This window comes from Bacteroides faecichinchillae JCM 17102, from assembly GCF_000614145.1.
Taxonomy (GTDB): Bacteria; Bacteroidota; Bacteroidia; order Bacteroidales; family Bacteroidaceae; genus Bacteroides; species Bacteroides faecichinchillae.
Genome location: NZ_BAKK01000013.1, coordinates 81,841 through 94,644 on the forward strand (window position 1 = coordinate 81,841; position 12,804 = coordinate 94,644).

Sequence of the window (12,804 nt, forward strand, 5' to 3'; positions counted from 1 at the left end):
GATATGAGAGAAAGTTTCTAAAATCTGACTTGTATTTGTGTTTGTATCAGATTGGAGTTTTTAAGCCCATTCCCTTTTTTGCCGCAGAATGTATATTGTGCCTGCAAACGACATCTGGGATAAAACCAATATTGTAGCCCCGCGATATAATTATTTTGTTTGATATCAGCCGCCTTATTCGGGTTGAAATAATCGAAAGAAGCAATAAAGTCAAAGTTACGCACTAATTGTAGACTTCCTGTTGCATAGAATCCTTCACTTTTTACATTGCGGTCTTTTCCTGCCAAATATTCAGAACGGAGACTGATTTTCGAAGATGTGACGACACCTCCTATACTCCAACGTTTCTTTGCATAATTTTCTCCAGATTTGATCCCTGTATATTCTGAGTCAGCTATGGCATGTCCCGTTCCCCGAATAAACGAACCACCGACTGATAGCCATTTTAGCGGATAAATCATAAGATTGCCAACAATATCTTTCTGACTATTTTTATCTTTAGTATTCATTCCCTGTCCATTTATTATGGCTGCTTTATACTGTAAAAAGTCATTGAATAGTTTTCCATGTAGCATCAAACCGATATCCCGTCCGGAGGTCATGCCATAGCATTTATCACTACCACTAACTCCTGCCAAATAACATACAGATTGAGAATAGCAATAAATTAATTCTACGGTTGTGGGAGATAATTCGTTCTCAATGGTATAAGGAATTTTGAATTCTCCGATACGTGCTGTGAGCCCATTAAATAACTTATAATCTGTATAGATCTCCAGTAACATGCCGCTATTATAGAAATCGTACATAAAGTCACAAGTCCATCGATCGGTTATTTTACCGTGAGCCATAAAGATGATACGTTTAATGTCGAACGTATTATCCGGTTTGGCTGCATCATCGTATGTGTAGCCGAGCTGGGCATAACCTGCAAGACTGATTCGCTCTTTCAAAGTATTGACGACCTGATTGAGCGTTTTGTTTTCCTGAGCGATAAGGTACTATGTATATTTAGTATACTTAATACGATGATTAGAAATCGGAGAATTGTCTTTTGCATAAGTCATTATTATTACATAATGGTTGGTTCGGAGTGAATATATGTTGTGTCTATTAGATTATTTGCTCTATATGATTTAGGTATGCGATGATTAGCTTTTAACCAATTTACGGCCTTCTCTATTGCTTCAGGTGAGGGTCGTGTTGCTTTTTTGTAAGCGGGAAGTGCAATTAATCCAGTTAGATTTTTCGGGACACCTATTTCTACTAACACTTGTTCCCATTCTTTTTGCGGATGTGTCTTAATATAGCCTACACCGAGGTTGTAACCTGTAATAAGTAGTTCGATTTCTCTTCTTTTTTCATTCAGGGCTTTTAGGGAAAAAGCGGTAACAGTAAAGTCAATATCTAATTCTCGGGTGCTAACTAAAGAACGGTGTCCATTATCCATCGCAAGAGAGGCGGCAGGATCGGGTAGAAAGGAAGCGTCTAGCTGCTTAAAGTCTAACATTTGTAAACGCAGAGGAATTTGCCCTATTTCCGGTTTGTTTATTTCCGAAGATTTTATTCCTGCTTTATCTAATAATAAATCGGTTGCATATTCAATAATTGTATTCCGCGATACAGCGATATTTTTCTCTTTGAGTTGTTTTAATTGGTTGATATTACTTTCTTTAGAGACGATAAAGCAAAAATAACTGTCGTTTTTTTGAATCAGTCTTAGATTGGTATGATGGCTAGCTTGCAATATTACAGCACTCGAATAATCAGTAATAATACCGTCTACTTGATGAGCCTGAAATGCAGCATCCCGATCGTTGGCAGAATAAAAAGGAAAGATCGTTAAATTTAATCCTAACGAGTCATAGATACCTTGCTTTTGAGCAATGTAGTAAGGTAATCCTTCTAAAGTTGGCATCATTCCTAATGTGAGCGGTTGTAGTTCGGATGAAGCAGAAAAAAACTTTCTCCTTTTTTTCTCTGGCAAGAAGAAAGGAAAGAAAGTAAGATACAAAACACAAGTATCAGCTTTTTCATGCCTTAATATTTATAATGAAGGGCAATTCTTTTCACAAAGAACTGCCCTTTACAATCTATATAGATTTTAACACTATTTCCACTAATTGGACTTATTCTTTGATAGCAGCAATACCCGGAAGAACTTTTCCTTCGATTGCTTCGAGCAATGCCCCGCCACCAGTAGAAACGTAAGATACACCGTCAGCCAAACCGAACTTGTTTACACAAGCTACTGAGTCGCCACCACCTACAAGTGAGAATGCACCGTTCTTAGTTGCTTCTACGATCGCTTCACCTACTGTACGTGAACCATGCGTAAAATTGTCGAATTCGAATACACCTGTAGGACCGTTCCAAAGAATAGTCTTAGATTGTTTGATAACGTTAGCGAAGATTTCTTCAGTCTTAGGACCAATATCAAGACCTTCCCATCCGTCAGGAATTTCATTAACAGGACAGAACTGAGTATTAGCGTCGTTAGAGAAAGCGTCAGCAATTTTAGCATCTACAGCCAATACTAGGTTTACACCTTTTTCTTTAGCTTTCTTTACCAGTTCCAAAGCGAGGTCAAGTTTGTCATCTTCACAAATAGAGATACCAATCTTACCACCCATTGCTTTAGTAAATGTATAAGTCATACCACCTGCAATGATCAGATTATCTACCTTGTTCAACAGGTTTTCGATAATTTCGATCTTTGAAGAAACCTTAGAACCACCCATGATAGCTGTGAACGGACGTTTAATGTCATTCAATACCTTATCAACAGCTTTCACTTCTTTTTCCATCAGGTAACCGAACATCTTATTATCTGCATCGAAGTATTTAGCGATCAACGCTGTAGAGGCATGAGCACGATGAGCAGTACCGAATGCGTCATTTACATAACAATCAGCATAGGAAGCCAGTTTTTTTGTAAATTCTTTTTGATTTTCTTTTACAACTTTTTTAGCAGCAGCTTTTTCTTCGTCTGTTGCATCTTCTGCCAAACCTCTTGGCTTGCCTTCTTCCTCAGCATAGAAACGGAGGTTTTCGAGAAGCAGAACTTCTCCCGGTTGTAATGCAGCAGCCTTAACAGCAGCTTCTTCGCCCATGCAGTCATTAGCAAACTGAACTTCAACGCCCAGTAATTCTGACAGATGTTTGATGATATGTTTTAAAGAGAATTTATCGGCAACGCCTTTCGGACGGCCCAAGTGAGAACCGATGATAATACTACCGCCGTCTGCCAGAATCTTCTTTAAAGTAGGAAGAGCTGCACGCATACGAGTGTCATCTGTAATGTTGAAGTTTTCGTCCAGAGGTACATTGAAGTCCACGCGAACAAATGCCTTTTTACCGGCAAAATTGAATTTGTCAATTGTCTGCATAATACTCTATTTTATTTTAAAAGTGTTTAAGTTCATCAATTTTTTGATTGACCGCAAAGTTACTATTTATTTCCGTTCCTTACTATTAAATCGTTATTTATTCTTGGCTTTTGGTGCCTCTTTTGCAACTTTATAGGTGTTATAGAAATATTTGCACATCATTTGTAAACCGCAGGTGTCACATTTAGGAGTTCGTGCCTGACAAACATAACGACCGTGAAGGATAAGCCAATGATGAGCTTTTGCTACTAAACTTTCCGGGATATTCTTCATTAATTCTTTTTCAACACTGAACGGAGTTGTACAACTGTCGGGTACCAGTCCAATCCGATGACTGACACGGAATACATGTGTATCCACTGCCATTGCCGCTTTGTTGAATACAACCGATTGAATAACATTTGCCGTCTTTCTTCCTACTCCGGGTAATTTTATCAGATCTTCCAGATTATCAGGTACTTCACTGTTGAAGTCCTTTACTAGCATTTTCGCCATGCCAACTAGATGTTTGGCTTTATTATTCGGATAAGAAACGCTTCGGATATATTCGAAAACCACTTCCGGTGTAGTTTCGGCAAGTACCTCCGGAGTTGGGAAATCTTTGTATAGTGGTGGGGTAATTATATTCACCCGTTTATCTGTGCATTGTGCAGAGAGGATGACTGCAATCAGTAACTCATAAGGATTTTTGTAATGTAGTTCCGTTTCGGCTACCGGCATATTTTCCTGAAACCAGGCAATAACCTTTTCATAACGTTCTGTTTTTCTCATCTTAGTTTATTTTTATGGTAGTGAGGTGTTACTTTCAAATTGAAGTAAATAGCAGATACTACAGTTAGGCAAGCTCCGAAAAGATATGCCTTGTCGAAAGTACTGATTTCGGCAATATAACCTCCAGTCAGCATTCCGATACCAATTCCTACATCCCAAGATGTAAGGTATGTGGAAGTTGCTGTTCCACGCTGGTTGTTAGGGGCCAGATTTACAAATAATGTATTGAAAGCCGGAAACATGATTCCGAATCCGATACCAAGTAATAAGGCGATTCCGAAAAAGATAATCATGCAGACATTATCATTCCAATGAATCAGATATACACAGGAAGCGAGTAGAAAAAAACTGAATACAACGAGGTAAAGCCCTGCTGCAATTACTTGTGTAATCTTTCCCCGATCAACTATTTTTCCTGAAAATATTCGTGAAATTGCCATACCAATTGCCATAAAGGTGAAGAAAAAACCAGTTTGAGTATTGAGGCCAATTTGGCGGGCATACATGGCAACATAATTGGTTGTCATCCCATAAGGGATGGAAAGTAATAATAAGCTAAATCCGGCAGGTAATCCTTTTAATAAAATAAAACGGTCTAGGGAAATCGGTTCCCGTTTTACAGGAGGCTTATAAGGTGTCTTTACCAGATTCGCTGCCAGAAATCCTAAAATACAGGAACCAAGTGAATAACAAAAAATTGTGCCGAAAGTTACTCCTGCATCATGAAGAAATAGCCCGAACATCGGCCCGATAGACATAGCTATATTATTGGTAAGTCCATAATATCCTAATCCTTCTCCTCTGCGTGAAGATGGCATAATATCGATGACAACTGTATTGCCACCTACTGTTACCATTCCGAAAGAAACACCGTGAATGATTCGGACTATAATAAATAAGGTAAGGCTACCGGCAATCAGATATCCTGCAAACATCAGCATAAAGATGAAGTATGCAAATAGATAAAGAGGTTTACGTGCAAATGTGTCAAGTAGGTAACCAGAAAATGGGCGGATACAAAGTGCTGCTACCGTATAACAAGAGAGCACCATGCCAATAGTAGAATTACCCGCTTGAAAAAACTCAGACAAATAGAACGGCAAAACTGGAATCAGCAACCAGAATCCAAAGTAGAGTAAGAAATTGGCTGCCAAGATGAAACAGTAACTGGATGTAATGAGCCTATCTTTTGCCATAAATGAATAATATATTCAGCAACTCTTTAGGATGCGTATCGTTTCAGAGATAAATTTACCCAGGACAAAGTCCTGGGTTATTATCATTAGTTAGGTTTTCCCCGAATAAATTCTGTTAGCGGATTATAAACCGCTTTGAATTTTTAATATGCCGCTTCAAATTCTTTTAAGAAGCGTGTATCATTTTCAGAGAACATTCGGAGGTCTTTTACCTGATACTTCAGGTTAGTGATACGTTCAATACCCATACCGAGAGCATAACCACTGTATATTTTGCTATCGATTCCGTTAGCATCCAATACGTTAGGATCTACCATACCACAACCAAGGATTTCCACCCAACCGGTATGTTTGCAGAATGGGCAACCTTTACCACCGCAAATGTTACAACTGATATCCATTTCTGCGCTAGGCTCAGTGAATGGAAAATAAGACGGACGCAAACGAATCTTTGTATCTGCCCGAACATTTCTTTGGCGAAGAGCAACAATACTTGTTTCAGATCAGTAAATGATACTTCTTTATCTACATACAAGGCTTCTACTTGGTGGAAGAAACAGTGTGCACGATAGCTGATTGCTTCGTTACGATATACACGTCCCGGACAGATGATACGGATAGGGGGCTGAGAAGCTTCCATCACGCGAGTCTGTACAGACGAAGTGTGGGTGCGTAGTAGAATATCCGGATGAGATTCAATAAAGAAAGTATCCTGCATATCACGTGCCGGGTGGTCTTCTGCAAAATTCAGTGCAGAGAACACATGCCAGTCATCTTCGATTTCAGGACCTTCAGCAATACTGAATCCTAAACGGGCGAAAATATCGATAATTTCATTTTTTACAATAGAAAGCGGGTGACGGGTACCGAGTTCCACGGGGTATGCGGAACGTGTCAAATCTACTCCATCGCAACCGTTGTCTTGATTCTCGAACTGTTCTTTTAGCGCGTTGATTTTGTCCTGCGCAATAGTTTTTAGTTCATTCAATTTCATGCCGACTACTTTTTTCTGTTCGGCAGCTACGTTTCGGAAATCAGCCATTAAATTATTAATGGCACCCTTCTTACTGAGATATTTAATGCGGAGAGCTTCAAGTTCTTCGGCATTGGAGGCATGCATTGCTTCCACCTCTTTCAGAAGTTGTTCAATCTTGGCTATCATATTTTTGATGTATTGTTATTCTGTTTCTTGGTAAAAACCGTGCAAAGATACAATTTTATCACGAACCTTCGAAATATTTTGTATCTTTGTTGCTGACTTACACCGAAAACCGACAATATATGAAAAAGATTGTTATATTTCTTCTTCTTTTATTTTTTTCTTTTCATCTCCCGGCCCAGACTGATTACTTGGAACCGGTAAAACCTTTAGATACCTATCCGGGCGAACTAGGAGAATATTATCGGAATGTATTTTCTTTATTAAACACAGACTTTCAGCAACAACCTTATGCCCGATTTACAGTAATTCCTTCTTTTTCACCTGAATATGCTATGTCGGTTGAAAAGAAAAATGGACGTTATTGCCTGATTTCAAATACATTGTCCCGTACTTACTGGCAAGCAGAGAAAGGAACAGTAAAAGCGGAAAAGAAATCAGTTTTTATCAGTCAGTCTTTGTATTTGTCTTTAGGAACTATTTTTCGATTGGTGACTAGTCAGATTCAAGATTTGGATGGCTCTACTGCAGGTTTGGATGGTGTTGTTTATTATTTTACTTCGGTTGATAATAAAGGTAACGTTTTAAGCGGGCGGAAGTGGTCGCCAAAAAAAGGATCTTTGATGGAACGTCTTGTGTTGGTCTGTCAATCAGCCTATTTATTATCTATAGGTGAGAGTATTTCTGAAGATGCATTAGCGAATGAAGCAGATGTTTTGTTGAAGGAATTACAGAAACGTACAAAAGAACAACCGAATGCTCATAAACGTCCAATATATGTTGGTATTTATGAATTAGGTCCTCAACTTGTGACCAATTCCGGTAAATTGGTAGAAGTAACTCCTACGCTTTCTTCCTGTACCCCGGAAGAATATATAGAAGCTGAAATGATCTATCCGGAAAGTTTATTGACAAAAAATATAGAAGGCTATGTACTATGTGAATTTACAATTGATAAGACGGGAGCTGTCCTTCGCCCTCATATCTTAAAGTCCACCCATTCTGGATTTGCGGAAGAGGTATTGCGCATTGTTAAAGAAATGCCGAATTGGATACCGGCAATGGCTGAAGATAAAGCAGTGGAAACAAATTATACTCTTTATGTTCCGTTCCGTATTCAGACTTATCGGGAGCATTTGCAGAAAAAAATCTCCCAAAAATGATTAAAAAAGGGAACTTTTCTCCTTGTTTTATTGTAGTAATACGGTAAACCATTAAAAGTAAAAACATTATGGATGATATGATTAATAGGCACGACTCGATCGCCGAAGAAAATATCGAGCCGAACGGACGTCCCGCATCCAATCAGTTTGGAGAATGGAGTGAAGAAGTTTCCAGCCGTGCGGATAATGTGTATAAAGATAAAAAACATCTTACGAAGAAAGAACGTGAAAAACGTTTGAAGGAAATGGACGAAGTAGTAAAGGAAGATTTGGAATAAGTCTTTAAATTGGGGTATGATATTTATTGTTCTTAATAGGTTATTCTTTTATTAAATGAGTAATGAAGTTATCTATTTGAGAATAATAAATATCATATTTTTATGTTTGAGGTATATTCAATTCTTCTTTTACCTCTTTCATAATGCCTTATTTGTGGAGCGTATCGGACTCGAACCGATCACCTCAACACTGCCAGTGTTACGCTCTAGCCAGATGAGCTAACGCCCCCTCTATATCTAATGGTAACGTTTGTAAACGGACCATTTTTGTTTGCGCAAATATAATGCAATATTCTGAAATAATTGCTATGTTTGCGGAAATAATACTTTAATGAAGAAATATGCTCATTTATAATACAACTTTTCAGGTGGACGATGAAGTACACGATAATTTTCTGATTTGGATGAAGGAAAGCTATATTCCTGAAATAGAGAACCATGGGACATTGAAATCACCTCGTCTCTGCCGGATATTAAGTCATCGGGATGACGGAAGCGCTTATTCCTTACAATGGGAGGTCGAAAGTAGCGGCTTGTTGCATCGTTGGCATTTGGAACAGGGAGTGCGCTTAAACGGAGAACTGACGAAAATATTCAAAGACAAGGTAATTGGATTTCCGACATTGATGGAGGTGATAGAGTGATTCAACCGGTAATAGAAAAGATAATCCTAGGAATTGATCCCGGAACGACAATTATGGGCTACGGAGTTTTGCGAGTGAAAGGAACCAAACCCGAAATGATTGCTATGGGGATTATTGACTTGCGTAAATTTGGCAATCATTATTTGAAGCTTCGTCATATTCACGAACGGGTATTGAGCATTATTGAGAGCTATTTGCCTGATGAATTGGCCATAGAGGCACCGTTTTTTGGTAAGAATGTACAATCGATGTTGAAACTGGGGCGTGCACAGGGGGTTGCAATGGCAGTAGCATTAAGCCGTGATATACCTATCACCGAGTATGCTCCTTTGAAAATTAAAATGGCTATAACCGGAAATGGACAAGCATCAAAAGAGCAGGTAGCGGATATGTTACAGCGGATGCTGCACTTTTCAAAAGATGATATGCCTACTTTTATGGACGCAACGGATGGATTGGCGGCAGCATATTGCCATTTCCTACAATTGGGACGTCCGACGTTGGAAAAAGGATATAGTGGCTGGAAAGATTTTATATCAAAGAATCCGGATCGGGTGAAATAAAGTATATAGGTCGAAGGGTCGTAATCATGTGGAAAGATGAAAGTAAGTACAAATTATTTGGCAATATTTGGAGTAACTACAGTGGCAACAGTGATGAGTTGTTCTTCCGTGAAAAAAGAATATACTTCTTTTGAATTGTATCCGGTTCGTACCGGTAGTTTGGTCGAAATGGAATATACACCGGAGGCAACTAATTTTATGCTTTGGTCACCGACGGCAGACGAAGTGCGTCTAATGCTTTATGAAGCCGGTGAAGGTGGACATGCTTACGAAACCGTTAGGATGCAGCCGGGTGAAGATGGTACTTGGACAGCGACAGTAAACGAAGACTTACTTGGTAAGTTCTATACTTTTAATGCTAAGATCAATGATAAATGGCAGGGAGATACTCCGGGAATAAACGCACGTGCTGTCGGTGTCAATGGTAAACGTGCTGCTATTATTAATTGGGATTCAACGAATCCGGAAGGTTGGGAGAATGATCAGCGCCCTCCTTTAAGGTCATCGGCAGATATCATTATTTATGAAATGCACCATCGTGACTTTTCGGTAGATTCCACTTCCGGGGTGCAGAATAAAGGAAAATACCTTGCTTTGACAGAACATGGAACAACAAATCCTGATAAATTGCTGACGGGTATCGATCATTTGGTTGAGTTGGGGGTGACTCATGTTCATTTGCTTCCTTCATTTGATTATGCCTCTGTAGACGAGACAAAGCTTGACGAAAACCGTTATAACTGGGGCTATGATCCGCAAAATTACAATGTGCCCGACGGTTCTTATTCAACTGATCCGTATAAACCTGATACCCGTATTCGGGAATTTAAACAGATGGTGCAGGCCTTGCATAAAGCGGGTATTCGTGTGATTATGGATGTGGTGTATAATCACACTTTTAATACGGGAGACAGTAATTTTGAACGTACTGTTCCCGGATATTTCTATCGGCAGAAAGCAGATGGAACATGGGCTGATGGATCTGGTTGTGGAAACGAGACGGCAAGTGAACGTCCGATGATGCGTAAGTTCATGATAGAGTCGATACTTTATTGGGCAAAGGAATATCATATTGATGGTTTCAGGTTCGACCTGATGGGAGTTCATGATATCGAAACAATGAATGCGATCCGGGAAGCTGTGGATACGGTGGATCCTACCATTTGCCTGTATGGTGAAGGATGGGCTGCGCAATCTCCACAATATCCGGCAGATTCATTGGCAATGAAAGCCAATATGTCCCAAATGCCGGGAATTGCAGCTTTTTCGGATGAACTGCGCGATGGAATATGCGGACCTGTAAGTGCGAAACATAAAGGTGCATTTCTTGCGGGTATATCGGGTGGAGAAATGAGCCTGAAATTTGGTATCGTAGGAGCAATCAAACATCCGCAGATACATTACGATTCGGTAAACTATAGTCGTAAGTCATGGGCGGAACAACCTACACAAATGATCAGTTATGTCTCTTGCCATGACGGATTGTGTCTGATAGACCGTCTGAAAGCAAGTATGCCCGGAATTACTCACGAACAATTGTCCCGTCTTGATAAATTGGCCCAAACAGTCGTCTTTACCTCTCAGGGTATTCCTTTTATTTATGCAGGAGAAGAAATCATGCGTGATAAACAAGGAGTGGATAATAGCTATAGAAGTCCCGATGCTGTGAATGCCATTGACTGGAGGCGTAAAACAACAAACGGAGATGTTTTTACGTATTATAAGCGCCTGATTGATCTTCGTAAGTCTCATCCGGCTTTTCGTATGGGAGAGGCGGAGATGGTCCGGAAACATCTTGAGTTCCTTCCGGTAGAAGGAAGCAACTTGGTTGCTTTTTGTCTGAAAGACCATGCGAATGGAGACAGCTGGGGAGATATTATCGTTGCATTTAACTCTCGTACCATTCCTGCACGATTAGCGGTACCTGTAGGAAAATACACAGTGGTATGTAAAGATGGTATGATAGACGTTCGTGGATTAGCTATCCAAACCGGATCGGAAGTTATCATTCCTGCTCAGTCTGCGTTGATTATGTATAAATAAAGCCCGTAATTAATCAATTTGTTCATTAAATATCTCGTTTTGTTGTAAAAGAGTTACCTTTGTACTCAATTATTAAAACAGGATAAAGGTATTATGAAGCAAAATACATTCAGTATGGTGGGTGGCGTAGCACGTAATCCGCTGGTGCGTTTAGCCCAACCTGCTACAGTAGATATTGCCGCAGACGAACATATAGCTATTGTGGGTCCTAATGGTGGGGGCAAAAGTCTTTTTGTTGATACATTGACAGGTAAATATCCATTGCGTGAGGGAACCTTGAAATACGATTTCTCCCCTTCGGCAACTCAGACTGTTTATGACAATGTAAAGTACATAGCTTTTCGTGATACCTATGGAGCCGCTGATGCCAATTATTACTATCAACAACGGTGGAATGCTCATGATCAGGACGAAACTCCTGCAGTAAATGAGATGCTGGGAGAAATCAAGGATGAGCAGTTGAAACAGGAACTTTTTGAGCTTTTCCGTATCGAGCCAATGCTTGAAAAGAAAATAATCCTTCTTTCAAGCGGTGAGCTAAGAAAATTTCAATTAACAAAAACTCTTCTGACAGCTCCCCGTGTACTGATTATGGATAATCCATTTATTGGTTTGGATGCACCTACCCGCGAACTTCTTTTTTCTTTGCTCGACCGTTTGACAAAGATGTCTTCCGTTCAGATTATTCTGGTGCTTTCTATGTTGGACGATATCCCTTTTTTCATCACTCACGTCATTCCTGTTGATAAAAAGGTAGTATTTCCAAAAATGGAAAGAGAAGCTTATCTCGAGGCTTTTCGTTCCAGAGATTTGCCTGTATCTTTTGACGAATTGCAACAAAGTGTTCTTGATTTACCTTATGACGGGAATAACTATGACTCTGACGAAGTAGTGAAGCTTAACAAAGTCAGTATCCGTTATGGCGACCGTACGATTTTGAAAGACCTTGATTGGACTGTTTGCCGTGGCGAAAAATGGGCTTTGAGCGGTGAGAATGGTGCGGGGAAGTCTACTTTGCTTAGTTTGGTCTGTGCTGATAATCCTCAATCGTATGCTTGTGACATCAGTTTGTTTGGCAGGAAAAGAGGTACCGGAGAAAGCATTTGGGAGATAAAGAAACATATCGGCTATGTGAGTCCTGAAATGCATCGCGCCTATCTTAAAAATCTACCTGCTATTGAGATTGTTGCCAGTGGCCTGCATGACAGTATCGGGTTATATAAACGTCCTCAGCCTAGCCAGATGGCTATTTGTGAGTGGTGGATGAATATATTTGGTATTGCAGAATTGAAAGACAGGCCTTTCCTGCAACTTTCCAGTGGCGAACAGCGATTAGCCTTACTGGCACGTGCTTTTGTGAAGGACCCGGAATTATTAATATTAGATGAACCCCTTCATGGATTAGACACATATAATAGGCGTCGTGTGAAAAAGATTATCGAAGCTTTTTGCTGTCGTCGAGATAAAACGATGATTATGGTGACTCATTATGAATCCGAATTACCTAATACGATCACAAACCGTATTTTCTTAAAAAGAAATGGATAAGAATTTCTTTTTCTACTTGAAGATAGTGTAATCCTATTTTTTTTCTTGAT

At 39.7% G+C, this 12,804-nt stretch carries 10 protein-coding genes, 1 tRNA gene and 2 pseudogenes; 6 read left to right on the forward strand and 7 right to left on the reverse strand.

Features of this window, described 5'->3' with window-relative positions:
* Nucleotides 1-17: 17 nt before the first annotated feature.
* From JCM17102_RS22875 to pheS, 6 genes and pseudogenes are all read right to left on the reverse strand, one after another.
* On the reverse strand, nucleotides 18-995 hold the full coding sequence (locus tag JCM17102_RS22875; RefSeq protein ID WP_033886649.1) for a porin: 978 nt from the start codon (nucleotides 993-995) through the stop codon (nucleotides 18-20).
* Between the two features lie 77 nt (nucleotides 996-1,072).
* Nucleotides 1,073-2,037: pseudogene (locus JCM17102_RS22880) on the reverse strand (ABC transporter substrate-binding protein).
* A gap of 92 nt (nucleotides 2,038-2,129) precedes the next feature.
* The gene (locus tag JCM17102_RS08890) at nucleotides 2,130-3,389 is read right to left on the reverse strand and encodes a phosphoglycerate kinase (RefSeq protein ID WP_025074856.1); all 1,260 of its coding nucleotides are present in this window, start codon (nucleotides 3,387-3,389) and stop codon (nucleotides 2,130-2,132) included.
* 93 nt (nucleotides 3,390-3,482) lie between these two features.
* A complete protein-coding gene (nth, locus tag JCM17102_RS08895; RefSeq protein ID WP_025074857.1) occupies nucleotides 3,483-4,160 on the reverse strand; it encodes an endonuclease III in 678 nt (225 codons plus the stop codon).
* Nucleotides 4,157-5,356 carry an MFS transporter gene (locus tag JCM17102_RS08900; protein WP_025074858.1) on the reverse strand — a complete coding sequence of 400 codons (1,200 nt, stop codon included), beginning with the start codon at nucleotides 5,354-5,356 and terminating at the stop codon, nucleotides 4,157-4,159. The genes nth and JCM17102_RS08900 overlap by 4 nt, the downstream gene beginning before the upstream one ends.
* A 143-nt stretch (nucleotides 5,357-5,499) precedes the next feature.
* Nucleotides 5,500-6,518, reverse strand: a pseudogene (gene pheS / locus JCM17102_RS26900) (phenylalanine--tRNA ligase subunit alpha).
* Nucleotides 6,519-6,637: 119 nt separating this feature from the next.
* Here pheS and JCM17102_RS08910 point away from each other — a divergent pair.
* Nucleotides 6,638-7,678, forward strand: coding sequence for an energy transducer TonB (locus tag JCM17102_RS08910; RefSeq protein ID WP_025074859.1), 1,041 nt, complete (start codon nucleotides 6,638-6,640; stop codon nucleotides 7,676-7,678).
* 68 nt (nucleotides 7,679-7,746) lie between these two features.
* Nucleotides 7,747-7,956 carry a hypothetical protein gene (locus JCM17102_RS08915; RefSeq protein WP_025074860.1) on the forward strand — a complete coding sequence of 70 codons (210 nt, stop codon included), beginning with the start codon at nucleotides 7,747-7,749 and terminating at the stop codon, nucleotides 7,954-7,956.
* A gap of 155 nt (nucleotides 7,957-8,111) precedes the next feature.
* Here JCM17102_RS08915 and JCM17102_RS08920 read toward each other — a convergent pair.
* Nucleotides 8,112-8,185, reverse strand: a tRNA-Ala gene (locus tag JCM17102_RS08920).
* A 112-nt stretch (nucleotides 8,186-8,297) separates the two neighbouring features.
* Between JCM17102_RS08920 and JCM17102_RS08925 the strand changes: the two genes are divergently transcribed.
* From JCM17102_RS08925 to JCM17102_RS08940, 4 genes are all read left to right on the forward strand, one after another.
* Nucleotides 8,298-8,600 carry a DUF4286 family protein gene (locus tag JCM17102_RS08925; RefSeq protein WP_025074861.1) on the forward strand — a complete coding sequence of 101 codons (303 nt, stop codon included), beginning with the start codon at nucleotides 8,298-8,300 and terminating at the stop codon, nucleotides 8,598-8,600.
* Nucleotides 8,597-9,163: a crossover junction endodeoxyribonuclease RuvC gene (gene ruvC, locus JCM17102_RS08930; RefSeq protein ID WP_025074862.1), complete on the forward strand. Its 567-nt coding sequence runs from the start codon at nucleotides 8,597-8,599 to the stop codon at nucleotides 9,161-9,163. Before JCM17102_RS08925 ends, ruvC begins: the two co-directional genes overlap by 4 nt.
* A 36-nt stretch (nucleotides 9,164-9,199) precedes the next feature.
* On the forward strand, nucleotides 9,200-11,206 hold the full coding sequence (gene pulA / locus JCM17102_RS08935) for a type I pullulanase (RefSeq protein WP_025074863.1): 2,007 nt from the start codon (nucleotides 9,200-9,202) through the stop codon (nucleotides 11,204-11,206).
* A 93-nt stretch (nucleotides 11,207-11,299) separates the two neighbouring features.
* Nucleotides 11,300-12,754 carry an ATP-binding cassette domain-containing protein gene (locus JCM17102_RS08940; protein WP_025074864.1) on the forward strand — a complete coding sequence of 485 codons (1,455 nt, stop codon included), beginning with the start codon at nucleotides 11,300-11,302 and terminating at the stop codon, nucleotides 12,752-12,754.
* Nucleotides 12,755-12,804 lie beyond the last annotated feature (50 nt).